Source organism: Pricia mediterranea (assembly GCF_032248455.1).
GTDB classification, from domain to species: domain Bacteria; phylum Bacteroidota; class Bacteroidia; order Flavobacteriales; family Flavobacteriaceae; genus Pricia; species Pricia mediterranea.
In genome coordinates, this window is the sequence record NZ_JAVTTP010000001.1 from 3,491,436 (window position 1) to 3,514,519 (window position 23,084).

Sequence of the window (23,084 nt, forward strand, 5' to 3'; positions counted from 1 at the left end):
GCTTGAGAACATTTATTTTTTTTTTAAGATAAGATCGGCTACCAATTTTCCCGAGATAAGGGCCGGCGGCACGCCCGGCCCCGGAACGGTCAGCTGCCCCGTGAAAAATAGATTTTCCACCTTTCCGCTTTTCAGTTTAGGTCGTAAAAAAGCCGTTTGGAGCAGGGTGTTGGCCAATCCGTACGCGTTTCCCTTGTACGAGTTGTACTGCTCGACGAAGTCGTTCACACAGAAGCTTTCCTTAAAGATAATGTTTTTCCGCACTTTCTGGGCGGTGCGCGCTTCGAACCTTCGCATTATGATGTCGAAATATTGCGTTCTAAGTTCTGGGGTATCCGTGAGACCGGGGGCTATGGGTACCAGAAAAAAACCTGTTTCTCGATTATCGGGCGCCATGCTGTCGTCGGTAATGGAGGGGAAATTGGCGTAAAAAAGAGGTTTGGCGGGCCATTGCGGGGTATCGTAGATTTCTTGGGCGTGTTGTTTGAAATCGGTATCAAAAAACAAATTGTGGTGCGCTACATTTTTTAGTTTTTTATCGAATGCCATGTAGAATAGCAAGGCCGATGGAGCGAAGGTCCGACCGGACCAATATGCTTCGGAGTATTGGCGATACTGCTCGTCGAGAAGGGTTTCGGAATGATGATAATCGGCACCGCTGAGTACGACATCGGAACGTATGGCCTCGCCCCCGACCAATATACCGGATGCCCGTTTGCCTTCTACAAGAATTTTTTCCACGGGACTTTCAGTGTTGATTTGAACGCCCAAGCTTACCGCAAGGGTTTTCATGGCATCGATTATTTCGTACATACCCCCTTGCGGGTGCCAGGTTCCTAGTCCGAAATCCGCAAAATTCATAAAGCTATAGAACGAAGGTGTCTTGCTGGGTTTGGCACCCAAAAACAAGACCGGGAACTCCAAGATGGAGATAAGCTTGGGATTTTGGAATTTTTTTCGGACCCGGCTACTGATGGTCTTGAAAAACCGGTCGACCCGCGTTGCAGTCTCTGGAGTGATAAGCTCGAAGGGGGATAGGCCCGGACGCAGCACCACCTTGTTAATGGCAATGGTGTAATTGTCTTGGGCCTCTGCGATGAACTCTTTCAGATAGATGGCGCTTCCAGGTTCGATGCGTTCAAATTCCGCGCAAATTTTTTCCATGGAATCGCCGATCGTTATCGTATCGTCGGAGAAAAATACCTTATAGGCGGGATCGAGCTTTTCCAGACGATAAAAGTCCGAGGTCTTTTTCCCAAAATCGGCAAAAAATTTATCGAAAATATCGGGCATCCAGTACCAACTCGGTCCCATATCAAAAGTAAAACCATCTATTTTTAATTGTCTCGCCCTGCCGCCAACACTGCTGTTTTTTTCATGAATGGTCACCTCATGTCCTTCCTTGGCGAGATAGCACGATGCCGCCAAGGAGGAAAATCCTGAGCCGATAATTGAAATTTTCTTTCGCATCTATACTTTTAAAGTCATTACGAAACACTCAAAGCCTTCCGACAACCTCATCCAAAGAAGAAAAGATATTTACGAAATCGGGGAGTTTGGTTTCGGCCAGATATTGGGTCTGACGTCCGAGAAGCCAAAGCTTGACCCCTCCGTGTCCGTTCGCCATGGATTCAAAGTCTTTGAGGTATTGATGTATTTTATCCTTGCCGGGCCCTACAGTGAGGTAGGAAACGAAATATAGGTTGTCGAAATAACCCATGATATCGACCAAATTCTCCATGGGAACCATCTGGCCGAGGTAGATGGATCTGTACCCCCTTGCCACGATTTCATAATTGAGGTACAGCAGCCCCATATCATGGATTTCGTTCTCCGGAAGGTAGGGAACAAAGACCTTGTCCTTTTTGACCGGGGCGATGTGTTGTAACTTTTCGGTGTTCGCCAGTGTTTTCTGTTTGATAAGGCAAGCGATGAAGTGCTCATGGGCCGCACTGATGGTATCCGTTTGCCATAGCATGCCCAATTCCCTGAGCAAGGGAATGAAAATATCCCGAAAAATCTCCGGAAATGAGCGATCCGTCAACAAATCGTTGTACGTTTTGGCGAAAAGGGATTGATCAAAATTGATCATCGCGAGCTTAAAGGCACTGATCGAATGGTCTTTTATATTGTTTTCGGAAACGATTTCGCGCACCATAAGAGGAATGCTCTTTTCCGGAATTTTGGCGATTTTTGAGATTTTGTAGCCCCCGTTGTAGAGCAAGGTGATGTTCAAGAGCTTTTGTAAACTATTGATATCGTAGGTTCGAATATTGGTGCTCGTTCGGTCCGGGGACAGTAAATCATATCGTTTTTCCCATATTCGGATCGTGTGGGCCTTGATTCCCGACAGGTTCTCCAAGTCTCGTATACTAAAAGCTTTTCTTTTATTGTTCATGGAAAATGTTCAAACGCTAAACAAACTTACAATTTAATAGGGATAAGTACAACTTTCATCCAAATATCTCTATTAGTTTCCATTATTGGGAGTTTTAGTGGTCAAAACTTGTCATGTGCTCAGGGTTGCAGACTACCGTCAGTTGGGCAGGGGTGGACAAAGAAAAAGCCCGAGAACGCTCGGGCTTTTTCTTCAATGGGATAAAGTGCGCACGAGAAGACTCGAACTTCCACAGCCTAATGGCCACCAGCCCCTCAAGCTGGCGCGTCTACCAATTCCGCCACGTGCGCAAATTTTGAAAAGGGACTGCAAATATAGAATTTACTTTTGATTGTTTCTCCAAAATAGCGATCAATATGTGTGCGAAGACTAATTTCTTTTCTCGCTAATGTCCTACGACTGCGGGATCGAGGGTTTTTTATTATCCCCTTTTGGACCTTCTACCAGCTCTTCCATTTTACGTTTGCCCAAGATCTTCTCCAGGTCTTTTTTTCCGACCGTTTCCTGTTCCAATAAAAGTTCGGCAAGTTTTTCAAGTTCGTCCCGGTGCTTGATCAGTAGGTTCTTGGTCCGCTGATAGGCATCATTTACCAGCTGTTGCACTTCCTTGTCTATTTGCTCGGCCATGTTTTCACTGTAGGGTTTGCCGAGCATTTGGTTGTTTCTGCCCGTGGAATCGTAAAAGCTGATCGGCCCGATCTCTTTGTCCAGTCCGTAGTAGGCTACCATACTATAGGCCTGTTTGGTCACCTTTTCGAGATCGTCGAGCGCCCCGGAAGAGATTTCGTCAAAAATTACATCCTCTGCGACCCGGCCGCCCAACAAGGCACACATCTGGTCCATAAACTGGGCCTTGGTGACGATCTGCCGTTCTTTGGGCAGGTACCAGGTGGAGCCCAATGATTTTCCACGGGGAATTATGGACACCTTGACCAAGGAGTCGACGTTCTTCAGGTACCAACTGACCACGGCGTGGCCCGCTTCGTGATAGGCCACGATGTTCCGCTCCTTGTCGGAAATGATCTTGCTTTTGCGTTCCATGCCGCCAACGATACGGTCACGGGCCTCCATAAAATCTTCTTGTTCCACGGCCGACTTTTTCTTTCTTGCGGCAATCAGGGCGGCCTCGTTACAGATGTTGGCGATGTCGGCCCCGGAGAAACCGGGACTGAGCTGTGCCAAGACCTCCCGGTCTACGTTTGGCGCAAGCTTTAAAGGTTTTAGGTGGACTTCGAATATTTCTTTTCGTTCGGCTTTGGTAGGGAGCTCGAGATGGATACTGCGATCGAAACGGCCCGGGCGCAACAAGGCCTGATCTAACACATCGGGGCGGTTCGTGGCCGCGATGACGATGACCCCGGTATTGGGGCCGAACCCATCGAGTTCCGTGAGCAATTGGTTCAACGTACTTTCCCGTTCGTCGTTGGACTGGTGTACGTTCGCCTGGCCACGGGTACGGCCTACGGAATCGATCTCGTCGATAAAGATAATGCTCGGGGATTTTTCCTTGGCCTTTTTGAAGAGGTCGCGCACCCTGGAAGCGCCCACCCCTATGAACATTTCAACGAATTCCGACCCCGATATGGAGAAGAAGGGCACATCGGCCTCCCCGGCAACGGCCCGGGCCATTAAGGTCTTACCCGTTCCGGGCGGACCGACCAACATGACCCCCTTGGGAATTTTAGCTCCCAATTGGGTGTACGTTTCCGGATTTTTTAGAAAATCGACCACTTCCATGACCTCGACTTTGGCTTCCTGAAGCCCTGCTACATCCTCAAAGGTAACGGAGCTTTTGGTGCCCTTTTCGGATATTTTCGCGGTAGATTTCCCGAATTTGGAGAAGGGGTTGCCTCCCATTCCGCCCCCGCGCATCCTCCGTAGCATGTACACCCAGAAAAAAATGATTATTCCTAAGGGCAAAAGCCAAGTCAAGATGCTCGTCCAACTGGTTCTCGTTTTGTACTGCAATTCAATCCCGTCCGCCGCCGACAGATTAGCTTCAGCCTGTTGCAATTTGTTCTCGAAGGTTTCGACCGAACCGATGGTAATGCGGTACCGTGGTCCTTCCGGTACGCTAAAGAAATTATCGATCGTGTCTTCGTCTTCGGGCTCGGACGGCTCTTCTTTCTTGAGATAGATTTCGGCGACCTCTCGATTAATGACCTCTATTTTTGCTACTTTTTGTGGGGCTACAAGGGAATCCCGTAAAAAATTCCAACTAATTTCTTCCGTGTTCGACATGGGGTTCGAGAATACAAAGAACCACAACAGCCATCCGAGCAGGAAGAAGTAGAACCAATTGGAGCCCATACATCCCGCAGGAGGTTTTAATCCCCCGTTGTTCGATGAACCGGTTGTCTTTTTTTTATTCCAGCGCTTTTTCATAGTGTGCTATAGTAAATACAAAATTATCCGATAGAAAATGATTCTAAGATGATAATAATCATTTCATCCTCTAAAGCAATAATATAAGTTAGGTCCATCAGAGTCACAAGGAATTTCTAATATTAACCAAGGTTTAATAGCGAGATAATTCGAAAACATGAAAGATATCATTGAGACAGAGAAATTACCGATAAAATTATGGTTGAAGGAAGAGGAGATGGAAGAAGGGGCTTTGGAACAGGCCCGCAATCTTGCCAACCTGCCTTTTGCCTACAAACATATTGCGATTATGCCCGATACCCATCAGGGATATGGCATGCCCATCGGTGCCATCTTGGCCACCAAGCGTGCCATTGTTCCCAATGCGGTGGGAGTGGATATCGGATGTGGCATGTGTTCGTTGCGGACGGACCTGAAACACTTGGAAACCCCGAAACTGAAAAAAATTATGTCCGCTATCCGAAAGACGGTACCGGTGGGCTTCAGGCACCATGAGAATCCACAGGATGAAACGTGGATGCCCGCACTGGAGGGAAACCTGCCCGTAGTGAAACAGCAATATGAAAGCGCCTTGAATCAAGTAGGGACGCTAGGTGGGGGGAACCATTTTATCGAAATTCAAAAAGGATCGGACGGCTATATATGGATTATGGTTCACTCGGGATCCAGAAATATCGGTTTTACCGTGGCGAATCACTATAACAGGATCGCTAAGGAGAAGAATAAGACCATGGATAGTCCCGTTCCCCAAGACTTGGCATTTATACCGGACGATTCAGATGATTTCGAGCTGTATTGGAATGAGATGAACTACTGTATCGACTTCGCCCTGGCCAACAGAAAACTGATGATGGAGCGGGCGAAGTCCGCCTTTACGGAGATTATTCCCGAGGTAGCGTTTTACGATTTCATCAACAAGCCCCACAATTTTGCTTCACGGGAAGACCATTTTGGCGAATCGGTCCTCGTACACCGCAAGGGGGCGACTCGCGCCAGGAAAGGGGAGTGGGGCATGATTCCCGGCTCCCAGGGCACCCGGTCGTACCTTGTCAAGGGAAAGGGAAACGCGAAATCATTTGAATCCTGCTCCCACGGGGCCGGAAGGGTCATGAGCCGCACCAAGGCCCGAAAGACGTTGGATCTTAAAGCGGAAAGCAAGGCCCTTTCGGACAAGGGAATTTTGCATGCCATTAGACACCGCAACGACCTCGACGAAGCCCCCAGCTCGTACAAGGATATCGACGAGGTCATGGCGAACCAGACCAGTTTGGTCGACGTTCAGATCGAACTGCAACCACTGGCGGTCATAAAGGGGTAGGTTCTACCATTATTTCTGTGAAAACAGTTGTTATTTAATTGGACCAAACGACGAAAGGAAGAATGAGCAAAGAAAATAAAGGACATATGGGTGTTTTTAGTCATAGGTTTGCCTTTTTGGATGTTCCCGAAAATGTATTCGTCTTTCTTCCTTGCTCGTTCCGTCCTTTTTCCATCGGTGATAACTTCCGTTTGACGGAGGAATCCTGAAATCACCCACAAAATTCAGGGTAGAATCAAGGGGTAATATAAGATGGTCCTTAAATTTTACGAACAGGAATGGAAAATACAAAAACTTCGGAAAGTACCGGGTCCGTCGTCGCCACTCAGGGAAGCGTGGTGGACCTGCGGTTCGAGTCTGATCTTCCATCCATCAATACGGTGGTCAAATCAGGGCCGCGACTAGAAATAGTCCTTGAGGTACAGATGCAACTCGACAGAAAAAGGGTGCGTTGCATCGCATTGACCCCGACCCAGGGCCTGGCAAGGGGGATGAAGGCGATCGCCACCCACGAACCTTTGAAGGTGCCGGTGGGAGAGAAAACCTTGGGCCATATGTTCGACGTCTTCGGAAATACGCTCGATGGCTTCGAGCTACCGCCGAACATCGAAAGGCGCAGTATACACAATCCCCCGCCACGATTGACCCAGCGTTCGACCGCATCCGAGGTCTTTGAGACCGGAATAAAGGCGATCGATGTCTTGGTGCCGTTGGAACGCGGGGGCAAGGCGGGACTTTTTGGGGGTGCCGGGGTCGGCAAGACAGTGCTGTTGACCGAGCTGATCCACAACATGGTCCAGAACCACGATGGGGTCAGTATGTTCTGCGGTATCGGCGAACGCAGCCGCGAAGGCCTGGAACTCTACCACGAGATGAAGGAGGCGGGCGTACTGCCCGAAATGACAATGATCTTCGGACAGATGAACGAACTGCCGGGGGCTAGGTTTCGGGTGGGACACGCCGCGCTGAGCATGGCGGAGTATTTCCGTGACGACGCGCATAAAGACGTGTTGCTGCTTATCGATAACGTTTTCCGTTTTATCCAGGCCGGGATGGAGGTATCCGGATTATTGGGGCAAATGCCTTCCCGACTGGGATACCAACCGACCATAGGTACGGAACTATCGGAACTGCAAGAGCGTATTGCCAACACCAAGGCGGGAGCCATTACCTCTATACAGGCGGTGTACGTCCCCGCAGACGACCTGACCGACCCGGCGGCAGTGCATACATTTTCGCATTTGTCCGCTACCATCACCTTATCCAGAAAACGGGCGAGCGAAGGGATGTATCCCGCCATCGATCTGTTGCAATCGGGGTCTAAAATGGCCGCCCCGCATGTCATAGGCGAAAGGCATTATGCTATCGCACAGCGCATTCGGCAGACCTTGGCACAGTATGAAGAACTAAAGGATATCATAGCCATGTTGGGCTTGGAACAGCTGTCCCTGCAGGACCAAAAAACGGTCAACCGGTCACGCCGGCTCGAACGTTTTCTTACACAACCCTTTTACACGACCGAACAATTTACGCAGTACAAAGGGAAAAATGTACCCTTAAAGGAGGCGCTGGACGGATGTGAACGCATATTGAACGATGAGTTCGAGGAGTATCCCGAAAGCGATTTCTATATGATCGGCGCGATCGATGAAGTTACAAAGGAAACCCCGGTCACCCATTAAACGATGGATATAGATCTAATGCATCTTAAAATACTGTTGCCGGATCGCGTGTTCGCGGATTTCGACCATGTGAAGAAAATCGTGGTCGAGACCACCGCCGGTGCCTACGGAATTTTGCCGCGAAGGCTCGATTGCACAGCGGCCCTGTCCCCGGGCATCCTCAGCTACGAAACTGAAAAGCAGGGGGTAAAATATATTGCATTGGACGAGGGTATTATGATAAAGGCGGGCAGCGAGGTCTCGGTATCGGTACGCTATGCCATTGGGGATGCCCCACTCGGGGAATTGCGGGACTTGGTGGAACGGGAGATGATGCAATTGGACGAACTCGAGATAAACGCCCGGAGCGTTATGGCCAAATTGGAGACCGGCTTTATGCGCAACCTGCAAAAAATAGGCAAATAAAGTGGCAAAAGACCAAAATAGAAAGAATGACTCCCCTCTCGGCAAGGTAGTAGGCGATAGGGAGCAAAGAAAATTGCGGGCGCAACGCGACAAAAGAAGCGTATGGTCCGGATTTGGACTTTTCGGGCTGGTAGGATGGTCTATCGCAGTACCCACCTTATTGGGAGCGGCATTGGGGGTGTGGCTGGATAAACATTATAAGGAAGATTTTTCATGGACCCTCAGTCTGTTGGTCGCCGGCCTGATTTTGGGCTGTCTGATCGCATGGAATTGGGTACGGAAAGAAGACAGGGAAATACATAAAAACAACGAAGATGCAAATGAATGAAATTTTAGGGCTGCTTCCGGCAGTGTTGGCCGGAGCGGTTTTGGGTACGCTCTTTTTTGGCGGACTATGGGTTACGATCCGTTTGGGCTTGCGATCGAATAGGACCGGCCTGATATTCGCGGGCAGTGCCATCATAAGAATGGCGATGGTCGTGGTCGGCTTTTACTACGTGGGCGCCAATAGCTGGCAGAAAATGTTGGCTTGCCTCGGAGGGTTTTTGATAGCCAGGATCGTGATCACCCGCATCACGCAAAAACAAGATAGTCCCGAGAAGGCGTTTTCTAAAAAGATCGGCGATGAGACTTAGTCCGGATGACATGATATATTGGGAGTACGGGTTTATCAACCTAAACCTCACCATCGTTACCACGTGGGCGTTGATGCTCTTATTGGCTGTCGGGACTTGGGCCATAACCCGCAACCTGAAATCCGATATCAAGGCGACCCGCTGGCAAAGTATCCTTGAAATGCTGATTCTAATGATACAGAACCAGATCAAAGAAGTGGGGTTGAACAGACCGCGAAAGTACATGGGTTTTATCGGAACCTTATTTCTCTTTATCGCCGTATCGAACCTATTGACCATAGTGCCATGGTACGAACCGCCTACCGCCTCGCTTTCCACCACGGCGGCGCTGGCCATCTGCGTATTCATTGCGGTCCCCATTTTTGGCATTGCCGAGGGTGGACTGCGAGGCTACCTGAAATCCTACTTGCAGCCGAATTTTATCATGTTGCCCTTCAATATCATCAGCGAACTGTCGCGGACATTGGCCTTGGCGGTACGCCTCTTCGGAAATATTATGAGCGGGGGCCTGATCGTATCCGTGCTGCTTTCCATCGTACCCTTTTTCTTTCCGGTGATCATGAGCGCCCTGGGGCTGCTCACGGGCATGATACAGGCCTATATTTTCGCGATTCTTGCGACGGTGTATATCACTGCCGCTACACAAGATGCGCAAGAACAAAAGAACAAGAACCTAAAACAGATACAACATGGATAGTACAACGATTATCGCAATGGCCTCGATCATCACGGCAGGCCTTACAACGGCCATTGGCAGTATGATGCCCGCAGTGGGAGAGGGTAGGGCCGTTTCGACCGCATTGGATTCCATTGCACAACAACCCGATGCCGCCCCGACAATTACCCGAACGCTCTTCGTAGGTCTGGCCATGATCGAATCTACGGCCATCTACTGTTTCGTGCTTTCGATGATCCTCATTTTTGCAAATCCCTTCTGGAATTATTTTTTAGGATGATAAAAGGATGATCGATGTCTGTTCGGTAGCCGATAAGATGCCGCGACAAGCACAAATAATAGTGTATTAACAAGATTACAATGGAAATCAATTGGTTTACGGTAATTGCTCAGATCGTCAATTTTCTCATTCTCGTCTGGCTCTTAAAACGGTTTTTGTACAAACCGGTCTTGAGCGCTATTGACGAACGGGAAGAGAAGATCCGGGCGCGTCTTGACGAGGCCGAATCGAAAAAGACAGAAGCAGTTAAGGAGCATCGACTGTTTCGGGAAAAGAACGAAGCTTTCGATAACGAGCGCAGCGCCAAAATGAACGAGGTACACGAGGCGGCGAACAACGAAAAGAAACGTCTTTTCGATCAGGTGCGGGAGGAGTCCACCGCCCTACGGACGAAATATGAGTCCTCGCTCCAACAGCAGCAACGGGAACTTATCGATACCGTAAAGCGCAGGACCAAGGAGGAGGTTTTCGCCATAGCGGGCAAAACCCTTTCCGACTTGGCCGATGCGGGCCTTGAAGACCAGATCGTACAGGTTTTTATCGGTAAGCTCCGCAATTTGGACAACGGGGACAGGGCAAACCTTAAAAATGCGATCGATGAAAATCCTTCCGTAATAATTAACAGCACCTTCGACCTTCCGGCATCCTCGAAATCCAATTTGGAGAACGTGCTTGCGGAAATAACGGGACAACAAATCGATTTTAGCTATCGAACCGAACCGAATTTAATAAGCGGAATCGAGATCGACACCGAGAACTACCAGCTGTCGTGGAACATCGAAGCCTATCTCGACGCGTTAAAAAAGAGCAGTATCATTAAACAAAAAGAAGATGCCGACGCCTGACTTGGATAAGATTTTAGACGAAGCGTTTACTGAAATCAGCACTGGCCGTCAAAGCTATCGTTCCGAACCCCAGTTGAAGGAAATGGGAACGGTAAAGAACGTTTCCGCGGGTATTGCTACGGTTACGGGCCTACCGGGAACCGGATTTGAGGAACTGCTCCGATTTCCGCATGATATTTATGGGATCGCCTTTAATTTGGAGGAAGACGAATTCGGGGTGGTCCTTCTGGATTGGGACGATAGGCTTAAGGCCGGCGATACCGTAACCCGAACCCACCGGGTCGCCGACATCCCTGTTGGGGAAGACCTTATCGGGAGGGTAGTTGACCCCTTGGGAAGTCCGATGGACGATAAGGGGCCGATAACCACGGAACACCGTATTCCCATCGAGAGACCTGCACCGCGGATCATGAGCCGCGAAGCGGTGAACGCTCCCCTGCAAACGGGAATCAAGGTAATCGACGCGATCATCCCTATTGGCCGGGGGCAGCGGGAATTGATCTTGGGAGACCGGCAGACCGGAAAGACCTCCATCGCCATTGACACGATTTTGAACCAGCACGATAAAGACATGCTGTGCATTTATTGCGCGATTGGGCAGCGCACCGCTTCCGTTGCCAAGGTGGTGGCGCAGTTGACCGAAAGGGGCGCCATGGAATACACCGTGGTCTTAGTCACGGAAGGCAACAGCCCCCCCGGGCTACAATACATTACCCCCTATGCGGCCACAAGTATCGCCGAATATTTTATGGAACGGGGGCGCGACGTATTGATCGTCTATGACGACCTGACCAACCATGCCAGGGCGTATCGAGAACTTTCCCTTTTACTGCGCAGACCACCGGGCCGGGAAGCCTTTCCGGGGGATATATTTTACGTCCATTCCCGCCTGCTGGAAAGGGCTACCCATCTCAACGACGACCATGGAGGGGGATCGTTGACCGCCTTGCCCATAGTCGAGACCGAAGCACAGGATATTTCGGCCTATATTCCCACGAACCTGATTTCGATTACCGACGGGCAGGTGTACCTTTCGCCAAAACTCTTCGAACTGGGAATGTTACCGGCGGTAGATATAGGAAAATCCGTTTCGCGGGTAGGGGCGAAGGCACAGCTGCGGGCCTACCGGAAAATTTCGGGCAACTTAAAACTGGCCTACGCCCAATCGGAGGAGCTGGAGACTTTTTCGCGTTTCGGTACCCGTATGGATGAAGATACCGAAAAGACCATCGCACATGGGCAAAGGATACGCCTGCTTTTCAAACAACCTGAAATGCGGCCCGTTCCCGTACCGGAACAGTTGCTTGTACTGATGGCACTGGCCAACGGTCTTTTCGACGACGTACCCCTAGACCGGGTGGGGGAAGCGGAAGCCCGGGTCAGAAAGAAGGCGTCCCGATTGCCCGAATCGGTACTACAGCGCATTTTTGCCTCCGAAGCAATGGATGAAAATGACGAGGAAACGATCATGGCACTGGCGAACGAAGCCTTGCGCCCAGTAATAAAGACTGAGAACACCGAATCCGAGAACCATGAGTGACACCCTGATAAACCTGCAACGACGAAAGCGCAGCGCCAGCGATATGGCATCGGTGGTACGCACCATGAAGGCCATGGCCACTTCCAATATTTCCCAATACGAAATGGCGGTGCAGTCTTTGCAGGAATATTACCGTACCGTGTTATTGGGACTGTATACCTGTTTTGAACGGGAAAGGCTCTCGGTGATGTCGAATGGGGAAAAGGATAAAAACCGCTTCACCCTGGCAGTTGTCTTCGGGTCGGACCAGGGTCTTGTCGGGCGATTCAACGATGCGGTAACGGACTTTTCGGAAGAGGAACTTAAAGCCGTTCCCGGCGAGGTTGAGATTTGGGCGGTCGGCGAAAGGGCCTATGGACTGCTCGAGCAGGGCGGACTGAAACCTGCGCGACTTTTTAATGTTCCGAATTCGGTTACTGCGATTACGCCTTTGGTGAACCATATTTTGGTCGAGAGCGAAGAATATCGGCAGCAAAACCAAAGCTATGGCCTTCTTATTTTCCATAATAGTCCCCTGCCCGTCGCCGGCTATCGACAGGAAAGCCGACAGCTCTATCCGCCTGACAAGAAATGGTACGGTGAGCTATCGAAAATAAAGTGGCCATCCAAAAATTTGCCCAGGGTCATCGGTAGTACCGAAAACACGTTACGGGCCTTGATCAGGGAATACCTTTTTGTTTCCATCTACAAAGCTTGTGCGGAATCTTTGGCCGCCGAAAATGCGAGCCGGCTCGAAGCCATGCAACGTGCGGAAAAGAACATCGACGAAATGCTCGATGAACTCAACTTGGTTTATAACCGCCTCAGGCAAAGCACCATCGACGAAGAGTTGTTCGATTTGATTGCCGGCTTCGAGGCCTTGAAGTCCCGACGGCGTTAATTAGGCCATCTCCGTCCTTGGTTTTCTTAGCGCTTCTGCCATAAAGTCGAACAGCTCCTTTTTTAAGCTCTTGAAATCATCGGTGCAATCAAGGACTTCCATTTCAAGATCATCGTGTCTAAAATAAAAGTCGGAAACTACCTCTTCGTCCTGGGATGCCATAACGCTGCCGAGAAATCGTTCGTGTTTGGCTATCAGGTCCCGCAATCGGGACTTCCGTGCCTTGAACTTGTCGAGCCGAGCTGAATATTTTTGTATTCGATCCGAGAGATGGGGCGTATCGGGCTCGAAGACATCGGAATGCAGCAACTGCTCGAGAAAACGGGTTTCATCTTCCATGAACTGCAAGTCCGACCTCCAATGTTCAATGTGCCAATGTAGTTTCTCGGTCTTTTGTGTACGGTTTAAAACGGTGCGCGTGTTTTCCATTTTCCTATTTTTTTAATGTGATATACTATAATTCTCCCTAAAAATCCTTTAATCCGTCATAACGACTACCTATGAGATGTCATCCTAAGGCCGCTTTACAAATTAGCCTTTCTTTGCGGGGTATGCAATGATATCGGTCAGGTCAGAAGAGCAAGGATAGTAAACAAAAGCGCAGCTTAGAAGGTGGTAAACAGCGATTGAAGGGCAAAAGAGACTGCCATCGATTACTTGAGGACTTTATTTGTCTAGAAAAACAGTTAAAACTATGCACTTTAACGCATTCCGCTTTAGCTTCCAAAAAATCTTTGGTCCAATCGGTTGGCGGTTGCAGCAGGCATTTTTTCGTTAACTGCCTTCTGCGACTGCTTACCACTGGGCACTGTGCAAGGAAATGAATTTCATTCAATGGTTAAAACCTATGGTGCTTTAGTCCTTTTTTAGGTACGATTTCGCAAAACAAGTACGGGAACCCGTGATTGGTACCCCAAGTCCCGGACCAGGGGCCTTGAGATCAGTTTGCTGAAAAAATTGCGCTTGTAGTTGACAAAAGCCACCATCGCGCTGTTCCTCTTGTCGATAAAAGCGTTGATTTCAGAATTCACCGATGCCCCTTCCAGTTCATGAAAACTATGCCCGACCTCTTTAAAGATGCGCTTTAGCAATTCTTTGTTATCCTCTTGCGATTCACTCAACTCATTCGATTCCATAACGTGCAGCACCTGAATAGAGGTGTTGTGCATTTGGGCGATAGTGATGAGGTATTTGAGTTCTCTTCGCTTAAAAGGCTTCTTGTAGTCCGTAGGAAAAACGATTTCTTTCGGACGTCTAAATTTTATGTCTTCAGGCACCGCCAAAACCGGGCATTCCGTTACCTTTTCCATCACATTAACGGTATTCATGCCGAAAAGCACTGTTCTTGATCCGGTCATGCCCTTGGTACCCATGATGATGATGTCAATATCCTTCTTGGCAACCACTTTCTTCACCCCATCGAGCAAAGAATCGTAGGAAGCAATAGTCTCGTAGGTGTGCTTAGAATTGTCAGAATGCATGCGAAGCATCTGCATAAAATTTTTAAATCGGATTTCCGTTTCCGATTTTGCGATGTCATGGGATGATTGCCCCGGCCTCGTATAGGCAGAGCCATCAATGGAAAAGCCATCTACTCCGTAGGTGTTTAGAATATAAAAACTGCAAACCCGATCCGAATACAGGTCCAGTGCATAAAGGGCGGCGTTCAGGGCGTTCTTTGAAAAGTCGGTAAGCAACAATATTCTTTTATCCATGGCGCAAGCTTTAAGTTGTAAATAAATGTAAGGTATCTTCAAGATGTTCGGGACGACTGACGGCATTCGCTATCCGCAGCCTTTATTTATCCTCATGCGGAATCACCATAAAGGGGATGTTGACCTGAAGACCGATTTTTTTAATGACGGGTTCGACAAAAAGACGTTGGAAAAAAGTGTGTTTCGTTCGTATCATGACCAAGAGGTCCATTGGCCTATCTGATTTAAAGGCGTTGATGGCCTCGATCACACCTTGATCTCTCAGTTTGTGAAAGGCATTCGGGGTATGTTCAAGAAGCTGCTTTAATTTTTGTTTGTTCCGCAACTGCTCCTCGGTCAGGTCGTAACCTGAGGATACATGCATTACATCAATTTTTGAATCGTATTTTTCGCAGATATCCAAAAGTTGTTGCAGTTGTTCCTTGTCGTAGTCGATTTCATAATCAGAGGGAAACCCTACCGTTTTCGGGGCTTTGTAGGTGTAGCCCGAGGGGACGACGATAAGCGGACAACTGGCCCTTCGGATGACATGCGTTGCATTGTTTCCGAACAAAATTTCCGTGGCCCCTGTAGCCCCTTGTGAGCCCATGATGACCAAATCGGCATCTTCGCGTATGGCCATATAGTGAACTTCTTCGGGCAACGTATTGAACACCCCGTGTAGTTCAAAAGTGTATTCGGGGTTATCGAATTCCCTTTCCAATTGTTTTCGTAAAACTCCTAATTTTTCGTATGCCCTTCGCTGGTAGGAATCGATGAGATTATCCTCGCTTGGTTTGTAGAACAGATTCTCCACCTGAAAAACGGGAGGGGTGTACGTATGTAGCAGATGGAAGGTGGTTTCGACCCCTTGAAACAGGTGCAGGGCATATCTTATGGCGTTGGTGGCGTTTTCGGAAAAATCGGTCGGAAGAATTATTTTTTTCATGGTAGCAGTATTTCGGTTTAGGACAAATATAAGGTTGCTACCGATTAAATACCATGATATCCGTCAGATTGTACTGCAATTCGCAATGGCCTTTGAAATTGGTCGCATGGTTCTGGTGACGGTGATACTGCCCCATCTGTTCTCCTCTGCTCCCAATTATACATTTTGATCTAAAATTTCATGGACCTGATTTTAATCATTTCGATTCCCAAAATAAAATGGTAACTTCATTTTTCATTCGATTCAGAAGCTTTAAAGGTCAATGCCAGCGCTTAGCCCCTGCACGCTGGTGATTTGCCTGTTGTTGACAGGGGGTCTCCCGAGTACTGGGGTTCCCTGTTTTTTTGGATCGGTCATTTTTCAAGGGATAAAGAGATATTTAAAATAGGATACTATGGACGCCAATTCTTTTAAAAGCACCCTGAGAGTACAGGGTCGCGATACGAACATCATCAGCCTTGAGAAGGTTGCGGAAAAACATCCACAGGTAAAAAAACTACCGTTTTCCATCCGTATTCTTCTGGAAAACGCTTTGCGTAACCATGACGGGTTTTTGGTCACGGACGACCATATTGAAAATCTGATCAATTGGGATCCAAAGGGAAGTGAAGCCTCCGTACCTTATAAACCGGCACGGGTGCTGATGCAGGATTTTACGGGGGTGCCTGCCGTGGTCGATATCGCGGCCATTCGTTCAGAGGCCATCCGAAAGGGAAAGGATGGGGCAAAGATCAATCCTAAAGTGCCCGTGGACCTGGTCATCGATCATTCCGTTCAGGTCGATTTTTTTGGTACCGATTATGCGTACAGAAAGAATGTGGAGTACGAATATAAACGTAACGGAGAGCGCTACGAGCTGCTAAAGTGGGCTCAGAACGCCTTTGACGATTTTACGGTAGTTCCCCCGGGAATGGGTATCTGCCACCAGGTGAATCTCGAATACTTGGCGAAGGGCGTTATGGAGCGCGACGGATGGGCCTATCCCGATACCTTGGTGGGCACCGATTCACATACCCCCATGGTCAACGGTATCGGAGTGGTAGGCTGGGGCGTCGGGGGCATCGAGGCCGAGGCCGCCCTGCTGGGACAACCAATTTATTTCTCCACCCCGAAGGTTATCGGTCTGCAATTGAAGGGAAAATTGTCCGAAGGTATTACCGCTACGGATATGGTACTCGAAATCACGAACCGCCTCCGCAAGTATGGGGTAGTCGGTGATTTTGTGGAAGTTTTCGGGGATGGGCTGGATCATTTGTCCGTTCCCGACCGGGCCACTATCGCGAATATGTCCCCCGAATTTGGGTGTACCATCACCTATTTTCCGATCGATGACCAGACCTTGCATTATATGGAGAAGACCAATCGCGAGCAGGCCCAGGTCGATTTGGTGGAAACGTACTGCAAGAAGAACCTGTTATGGCGAACAGGGAAAGAGAAAATGGAATACTCAGATGTGGTTACCGTTGACCTGTCCGTCTTGGAACCCTCGGTCGCGGGCCCCAAACGACCGCAGGATAAAATTCGGGCCGTAGATCTGAAAGACCGGTTCGGAAGCCTTTTGAAGGAAATCCACGGTCGCGATTACGTGCCCTTGGAAGAACGCGAGACCTGGTACGCCGAAGGTGGTTCGGGCACCCGTTTCAACAAACAGTTTCGCGACCAGAAGGTGGCGGACGATGTCGAGGTACTGCAAGAAGAGGGAGACCCCCTGCACTCAGTACGTATCAGTCAAGGGAATCAGGAATATGCCCTGAGCGACGGCTCCATCGTGGTTGCCGCTATTACCTCCTGTACCAATACCTCGAACCCTTCAGTGATGTTGGGCGCGGGACTGGTGGCACAAAAGGCCGTGGAAAAAGGTATTGATGTCAAACCTTGGGTGAAGACGTCGCTGGCTCCGGGGTCGAAGGTGGTGACCAATTACTTGAGGCGCGCCGGGCTCCTGGAATACCTTGAGGCCCTACGGTTCCACGTGGTCGGCTACGGCTGTACCACCTGCATCGGAAATTCAGGTCCCCTGCCCCCACATATCGAAAAGGCTATCGACGACTATGATTTGGTAGCCGCCTCGGTACTCAGCGGTAACCGTAATTTTGAGGCGCGTATCCATCCCAAGATACAGATGAACTTTTTGGCTTCGCCCATGTTGGTGGTGGCCTACGCCATTGCGGGAAGAGTGGATATTAATTTGATGGAAGATCCGCTGGCGCATGATGCCAATGGGAGGGAAGTTTTTCTAAGGGATATTTGGCCGTCCCAACAAGAAATCCAAAGGGCTATTGAGAGCGCTACCACAAAGGACGATTATGCCCACGAGTATAGTGTGATATTCGATGGGGAGGAACAATGGCAAAATCTGCCGGCCCCAACGGGATTGGATTATGACTGGAAGGATGATTCCACCTACATCAAGGAAATCCCCTTCTTTAAGGATATCAGCGAAACCCCGGAACCCCTTCGAAATATAAAGGACGCCAGGGTGCTGGTCAAGCTGGGCGATTCAGTGACGACCGATCATATTTCCCCCGCAGGATCTTTTTCCGAATCCAGCGCCGCAGGTCAGTATTTGAAATCCAAGGGTATCGAGCGTCAGATGTTCAACTCCTACGGTTCACGGCGGGGCAACCATGAAGTGATGATGCGCGGTACCTTTGCCAATGTATTCATTAGAAATGAGATTGCATCGAAGCAGGGCGGCTATACGACCTATTTTCCCGAGGACCGGGAAATGCACGTGTACGATGCCGCGATGAAGTATCAAGAGAACAAGACGCCTTTGATCGTATTGGCAGGCAGCGAGTACGGTTCGGGGTCGTCCCGGGACTGGGCCGCCAAAGGCACCGACCTATTGGGCGTGAAAGTGGTCATTGCCAGTTCGTACGAACGTATCCACCGGTCCAACTTGGTGGGCATGGGCGTTTTACCGTTGAAATTCCAACAAGGAGAAGATGCTAACAGCCTAGGCTTGACCGGTCGAGAAACTTTCTCGATTTCGGGAATCGAGGAGGGATTGGAGCCCCGCAAGGAGCTGCAGGTGACCGCTAAAAAAGAAGACGGCTCCAAAATTCAGTTTACAGCGACAGCACGGCTGGATTCCGATATTGAAAGGGAGTACATAAAACACGGCGGCATTTTACAGTATGTATTGAGACAGTTTTTAGAGGAATAGGGGAGAGGAAGTCCGCTGGGCGACCCCACTTTGGTCGGAATTGATTTTTTTGAAATTTTCCTATGATTTGTCATTGCCCATCCAGGTAACGCAAATTTCCGGCAAAATGACGGGTAGAGTACTGCGGTTGCCTGCTCGACCATGCCATTCAGGCGGTCGCTCAGCACAGGCAAACTATCGAGACCTACCCGTTGCTCAAAAAGGTTTCATTGTATGTACTTATCTACAGACGTTTAGTTTGTTTTTCTATTTTCGAATATTGTAAAAATGTAGCAACTATGTACAGAACTAGTAGAAATACGGGAGTGATAGCCACGTCGAATAGACAGATTACCCTATTTTACGATTCCCATTCCCGGAAGGCGACAGGTATTGGCCTATTCCCTATCATTGGGATTTCCTATTAAAACCATCAACATCCTAAAAACGCCATTGACCGGTACCCAAATTGCGGAACTCGCATCTCGCTTGAAGATAAAGATTAAGGAACTGGTCGATCCAGAATATTTTGCATACACCAAAAGACTTGCGGATAAGGATTTTTCTTCTGAAGATTGGATAACTATGATTCAAAACCATCCTCAGATTATGAAACAACCGATAGCTTTGCGCGGCAACCGTGCCATTATAGTGGAAACGCCGACGGATATCATTCGGATTTAAATACATTGTTCTACTTCTTACGTTTTGTAAACCATCCTTTAAAAACGGAAATTCGAGTTCCCGTGACGAACGGATTTCTTTTTGTATATCAAGTTGTGAAAATACCATGGACACTGACCAAGCCCTAGAGTTCCAGTCAACCTACAAATCATAGAAAAGCCCTGTATGATCGAAACAAAAACGAATTTAATAGAACTTGTTGGGAATAGGGACTTTAGATTGGCCAAGATTGGGTTAAACGGATTGGAGGCCAACGACGCGGTTCGCGTCTTGCAGGAGGCCCCAGATCGGGAAAAGATTATTCTTTTCCGGCTGCTCAGCAGAGCGCGGGCAAAAAAAGTGTTCAAACTGCTTTCTCATTCCGATCAGCTGACGATTGTCGGGGCCTTGGGCGAAAGACCCCGAAAAGTAGCGAACCTGCTTAACGATATCGAGCCGGACGACCGGACCACCTTCCTTAAAAACTTACCGGAGAATGTCGCCTTGCCCTTGATTCAACTGTTATCTCCCGAAGAACGGAAGATCACTAACCAGCTTTTAAGTTATCCCGAGGATAGTGTCGGCCGACTGATGACCCCCGAATTCGTGGCAATCAAACCCACTTTTTCGGTGGAGACTTCCTTCGAATATATTCGGCATTATGGTAGGAATTCGGAGACCTTGAACGTCATTTTTATCGTGGACGGGGAAGGTAAAATGATCGATGACATCGGGATAGGGGAATTGCTTCTAGCCGCTCCGGGACAGCGGGTGCAAGAGCTTATGGACCATCGCTTTATCGCCCTCAAAGCAATAGACGACCAAGAAATCGCAGTACAGCTCTTTAAGAAGTACGATAGGGTGGCGTTACCGGTCGTCAGTGCCGATGGGGTCCTATTGGGAATTGTTACGGTCGATGACATAATGGATGTCGACGAAATAGAGTCCACCGAAGATTTTCACAAATTCGGGTCGATAAAGAGTGCTATAGCCGATCCCATCAGGGCAAAGGTGTTCGATCTGTACAAAAATAGGGTGGTGTGGCTGTTCCTGTTGGTCTTTATGAATGTCTTTTCAGGAGCGGCCATGTCCACTTTCGAGGACGTCATCCAATCCTTCGTGCCCTTAGTCTTCTTTTTGCCCCTTTTGATCGATAGTGGTGGGAACGCCGGTTCCCAGTCGGCTACTTTGATGATCCGATATCTAGCGGTAGGGGGCGTACAACTGGGGGATTGGCATAAACTGGTGGGCAAGGAATTTCTCGTCTCCTTTCTTTTAGGGGTCACCATGGCAATTGGGGTTGCAGCAATAGCTAGCTTCAGGGCCCCGGAAATAGTGGCCGTTGTCGGGCTTTCCATGATCGTAACTGTATTCATTGGCAGTTTGATCGGACTTCTGCTGCCCTTTATCTTTACGCGGTTAAGATTAGATCCGGCGACCGCCAGTGCCCCATTGGTGACCTCTTTATCGGACATTTGCGGCGTGGTAGTCTATTTTTCGATCGCCTCTTGGTTCTTCGGCTCTTAGAAGAACGGTCGGCAAAAGTGAAATCATTAGAATTTCCCGATGCCTGCGACTAATTTTGCCTTGACATCACACGAAGTGCTTTAGTGCAACTCGTTTTGGAATTTAAAAAATAGTTCACGGAGTAGTAATTAGCTGAAGTAGGCAGTTTCCCGCTTACTGGGCACTGCAGCTGCCGACCGAGAAGTGTTGTGCGCTGGAATGAATTTCATTAGTCACTTAAAATAACCACGGTACTTTGGTCCACAAAGGTTTAGTCCCTGCTAGGCGCTACTACTTACCGTCTGCAATCCGATTACGGAGATGATCAGGGTGGTCAAAAAGAACATCCGCCAAAAAGTTACGGGCTCTTTAAATAGCAAAATGCCCGCGATGACCGTTCCAATGGCCCCGATAGCGCCCCATACCGCATAGGCCGTACCCACGGGAATGGCCGTCTCTCCGCCCATGGCCTTGAATAGCAGGTACATGCTAATGCTCACACAAACTATAAAAGATAGCAGCCACAGCCACATTTCCTTGCCCGACGTGTGTTGTGCTTTTCCCAAACTGATGGCGAAACCTGTTTCAAACAGGCCTCCGACGACCAATAGTATCCAATTGATGTTCATGGATTCTGCATAAAAACATGGAGACAGGGTACGCCCTGCCTCCAATTCCGACACTTATCTCAAATACGAGTGCAGCATCCACAAAGTTTTCTCCGTTTCGGAAATGTAGTCGCTCATTAGGCTTACCGTACCTTCATCGGTCGCATCGGCTGCCAGAGCGAGAATACCGCGCTCTTTTCTTACCAAGGTCCTAAAATTGTCAATGACCACCTCGACGCCCTGCGGCCCGTCGGTAACATTCTTTTCTTCCTTCACTTCGGCAGCTTTTAGATAATCGGTGTACGTGTGTAAGGGTTCCCCTTCCAAGGTCAGCACCCGCTCCGCGATTTCATCGATTTTTACAAAGGCATCCTTATAGAATTCCTCGAATTTCTCGTGCAGTTCAAAGAACTCCTTGCCCTTGATATTCCAATGCAGGCCTCTCAGGTTTTGATAGAATATTTCGTAATCCGCTAATAAGTTATTGAGGTGTTCAACTAATTGCTCGGCTTTCTTTTGATCTATTCCTACTAAATTTTCCATTTATGTATGATGTTTTGAGTCAAATATAGGCTTCTTTTAGCTTACAGAACATGATAAGTATCAGTCGCATCGGAAAAAACTACCTGAGCATTGGCAAAACCAATAAGGGAACTTCGGCCTGAAAGATCATTTTCCGGACTACGGGTTCGCGAAATAATTTTTTAAAGTACCCGTGTTTGGTCTTCAATAAGGCGACCAAACCTATCATAGGGTTTTCACGTACGTAGTTCCGCAAAGATTCCGCGATGGTGTCTTCCATCGGTACCTCTTTCAATCTCGGGGCCAAGTGTTGTAAATGAACGACGAGGTTTTCTTTGTTTTGTAGCTGTTCATCGCTCAAGTTCTTTTCAGCTTTAATGTGCACGATGTTCAAGTTGGCATTGCATAATTCTGATAGCATCACCAGTGGTTGGAGCTGTTCTTTATTAAAGGCATATTTAAAATCGGTGGCGAACGCAACTTCGAGGGGCAGATGCGCGGGGAATCCATCGGGAACGGCAATGACGGGGCAGGTGGCGAGATGTTTCAGTACATCGGTCGTGTTCCCGCCTATCAACATCTGGCGAACCGCCGAAGAGCCCCGGGTACCCATAAAAACGAAATCAATTTCCTTGTCGATGACTGTTTTGTTGACCAAGTTGATTACTGAATCCGTTTCAAAAACTGATTTGAAACTGTGGTTTGTATTTTTTTTGGATTGGAGGTCCTCTACCAACTGTTTAAGCTGTTTTTTTGTCGTCGTCTTATTTCCTACTGCCGTGGGTACGCCATGGTAGGCATGCAGGATATAGACCGTACATTCCTTACCTTCTATAAGACCAAGCGCATAATCAATGGCTTTTTGGGCATTTTCGGAAAAATCCGTGGGGATTAATATTCTTTTCATGCTTTGAGTTTTAGTCTATTGTCTAGGGCAATGCGAAAGCCCT

Annotated in this window: 22 protein-coding genes and 1 tRNA gene; 13 read left to right on the forward strand and 10 right to left on the reverse strand. The window is 48.6% G+C overall.

The window, feature by feature from the left end:
- Positions 1–12: 12 nt before the first annotated feature.
- The 4 genes from RQM65_RS14395 to ftsH form a co-directional block, all read right to left on the reverse strand.
- Entirely contained in the window at positions 13–1,470 is a 1,458-nt protein-coding gene (locus tag RQM65_RS14395) for a phytoene desaturase family protein (protein WP_314016096.1), read from the reverse strand.
- A 28-nt stretch (positions 1,471–1,498) separates the two neighbouring features.
- Positions 1,499–2,398, reverse strand: a complete 900-nt coding sequence (locus RQM65_RS14400) for a MerR family transcriptional regulator (RefSeq protein ID WP_314016098.1) — start codon at positions 2,396–2,398, stop codon at positions 1,499–1,501.
- 206 nt (positions 2,399–2,604) lie between these two features.
- Positions 2,605–2,688, reverse strand: a tRNA-Leu gene (locus RQM65_RS14405).
- A gap of 103 nt (positions 2,689–2,791) precedes the next feature.
- A complete protein-coding gene (ftsH, locus tag RQM65_RS14410) occupies positions 2,792–4,783 on the reverse strand; it encodes an ATP-dependent zinc metalloprotease FtsH (RefSeq protein ID WP_314016100.1) in 1,992 nt (663 codons plus the stop codon).
- Positions 4,784–4,940: 157 nt separating this feature from the next.
- Between ftsH and RQM65_RS14415 the strand changes: the two genes are divergently transcribed.
- The 10 genes from RQM65_RS14415 (at position 4,941) to RQM65_RS14460 (ending at position 13,044) form a co-directional block, all read left to right on the forward strand.
- Positions 4,941–6,101, forward strand: coding sequence for an RtcB family protein (locus tag RQM65_RS14415; protein WP_314016102.1), 1,161 nt, complete (start codon positions 4,941–4,943; stop codon positions 6,099–6,101).
- 278 nt (positions 6,102–6,379) lie between these two features.
- Positions 6,380–7,783, forward strand: coding sequence for a F0F1 ATP synthase subunit beta (gene atpD, locus RQM65_RS14420; RefSeq protein ID WP_314016104.1), 1,404 nt, complete (start codon positions 6,380–6,382; stop codon positions 7,781–7,783).
- Positions 7,784–7,786: 3 nt separating this feature from the next.
- Positions 7,787–8,188: a F0F1 ATP synthase subunit epsilon gene (locus tag RQM65_RS14425; RefSeq protein WP_314016105.1), complete on the forward strand. Its 402-nt coding sequence runs from the start codon at positions 7,787–7,789 to the stop codon at positions 8,186–8,188.
- A 1-nt stretch (position 8,189) separates the two neighbouring features.
- Positions 8,190–8,516, forward strand: coding sequence for an AtpZ/AtpI family protein (locus tag RQM65_RS14430; RefSeq protein ID WP_314016107.1), 327 nt, complete (start codon positions 8,190–8,192; stop codon positions 8,514–8,516).
- Positions 8,509–8,823 (forward strand): N-ATPase subunit AtpR, encoded by a 315-nt coding sequence (locus RQM65_RS14435; protein ID WP_314016109.1) that lies wholly within the window; start codon positions 8,509–8,511, stop codon positions 8,821–8,823. The genes RQM65_RS14430 and RQM65_RS14435 overlap by 8 nt, the downstream gene beginning before the upstream one ends.
- Positions 8,813–9,520: a F0F1 ATP synthase subunit A gene (locus RQM65_RS14440; RefSeq protein ID WP_314016111.1), complete on the forward strand. Its 708-nt coding sequence runs from the start codon at positions 8,813–8,815 to the stop codon at positions 9,518–9,520. The genes RQM65_RS14435 and RQM65_RS14440 overlap by 11 nt, the downstream gene beginning before the upstream one ends.
- A complete protein-coding gene (locus tag RQM65_RS14445) occupies positions 9,513–9,779 on the forward strand; it encodes a F0F1 ATP synthase subunit C (protein WP_314016113.1) in 267 nt (88 codons plus the stop codon). The genes RQM65_RS14440 and RQM65_RS14445 overlap by 8 nt, the downstream gene beginning before the upstream one ends.
- 80 nt (positions 9,780–9,859) lie before the next feature.
- A complete protein-coding gene (locus tag RQM65_RS14450; RefSeq protein ID WP_314016114.1) occupies positions 9,860–10,624 on the forward strand; it encodes a F0F1 ATP synthase subunit B family protein in 765 nt (254 codons plus the stop codon).
- Complete coding sequence (locus RQM65_RS14455; protein WP_314016115.1) at positions 10,611–12,164, forward strand: alternate F1F0 ATPase, F1 subunit alpha; 1,554 nt, start codon at positions 10,611–10,613, stop codon at positions 12,162–12,164. Before RQM65_RS14450 ends, RQM65_RS14455 begins: the two co-directional genes overlap by 14 nt.
- Positions 12,157–13,044: a F0F1 ATP synthase subunit gamma gene (locus RQM65_RS14460; RefSeq protein WP_314016117.1), complete on the forward strand. Its 888-nt coding sequence runs from the start codon at positions 12,157–12,159 to the stop codon at positions 13,042–13,044. The genes RQM65_RS14455 and RQM65_RS14460 overlap by 8 nt, the downstream gene beginning before the upstream one ends.
- Here RQM65_RS14460 and RQM65_RS14465 read toward each other — a convergent pair whose 3' ends face one another.
- The 3 genes from RQM65_RS14465 to RQM65_RS14475 all read right to left on the reverse strand — a co-directional run bounded on the left by RQM65_RS14465 (position 13,045) and on the right by RQM65_RS14475 (position 15,687).
- Positions 13,045–13,473: a hypothetical protein gene (locus RQM65_RS14465; protein ID WP_314016119.1), complete on the reverse strand. Its 429-nt coding sequence runs from the start codon at positions 13,471–13,473 to the stop codon at positions 13,045–13,047.
- Positions 13,474–13,910: 437 nt separating this feature from the next.
- Positions 13,911–14,759: a universal stress protein gene (locus tag RQM65_RS14470; RefSeq protein ID WP_314016121.1), complete on the reverse strand. Its 849-nt coding sequence runs from the start codon at positions 14,757–14,759 to the stop codon at positions 13,911–13,913.
- A gap of 82 nt (positions 14,760–14,841) precedes the next feature.
- Positions 14,842–15,687 (reverse strand): universal stress protein, encoded by an 846-nt coding sequence (locus tag RQM65_RS14475; RefSeq protein WP_314016122.1) that lies wholly within the window; start codon positions 15,685–15,687, stop codon positions 14,842–14,844.
- 394 nt (positions 15,688–16,081) lie between these two features.
- Here RQM65_RS14475 and acnA point away from each other — a divergent pair, with 394 nt between their 5' ends.
- The 3 genes from acnA to mgtE all read left to right on the forward strand — a co-directional run bounded on the left by acnA (position 16,082) and on the right by mgtE (position 21,025).
- A complete protein-coding gene (gene acnA / locus RQM65_RS14480; protein WP_314016123.1) occupies positions 16,082–18,856 on the forward strand; it encodes an aconitate hydratase AcnA in 2,775 nt (924 codons plus the stop codon).
- A 390-nt stretch (positions 18,857–19,246) separates the two neighbouring features.
- Positions 19,247–19,519, forward strand: coding sequence for an arsenate reductase family protein (locus RQM65_RS14485; RefSeq protein ID WP_314016124.1), 273 nt, complete (start codon positions 19,247–19,249; stop codon positions 19,517–19,519).
- A gap of 165 nt (positions 19,520–19,684) precedes the next feature.
- Entirely contained in the window at positions 19,685–21,025 is a 1,341-nt protein-coding gene (gene mgtE, locus RQM65_RS14490) for a magnesium transporter (protein ID WP_314016126.1), read from the forward strand.
- A gap of 260 nt (positions 21,026–21,285) precedes the next feature.
- On the opposite strand, the gene RQM65_RS14495 is transcribed toward mgtE, so the two are convergent.
- The 3 genes from RQM65_RS14495 to RQM65_RS14505 all read right to left on the reverse strand — a co-directional run bounded on the left by RQM65_RS14495 (position 21,286) and on the right by RQM65_RS14505 (position 23,041).
- Positions 21,286–21,627 (reverse strand): DMT family transporter, encoded by a 342-nt coding sequence (locus tag RQM65_RS14495; protein WP_314016837.1) that lies wholly within the window; start codon positions 21,625–21,627, stop codon positions 21,286–21,288.
- Between the two features lie 60 nt (positions 21,628–21,687).
- The gene (locus RQM65_RS14500; RefSeq protein ID WP_314016128.1) at positions 21,688–22,155 is read right to left on the reverse strand and encodes a Dps family protein; all 468 of its coding nucleotides are present in this window, start codon (positions 22,153–22,155) and stop codon (positions 21,688–21,690) included.
- 79 nt (positions 22,156–22,234) lie between these two features.
- Complete coding sequence (locus RQM65_RS14505; protein ID WP_314016130.1) at positions 22,235–23,041, reverse strand: universal stress protein; 807 nt, start codon at positions 23,039–23,041, stop codon at positions 22,235–22,237.
- Positions 23,042–23,084: the final 43 nt, after the last annotated feature.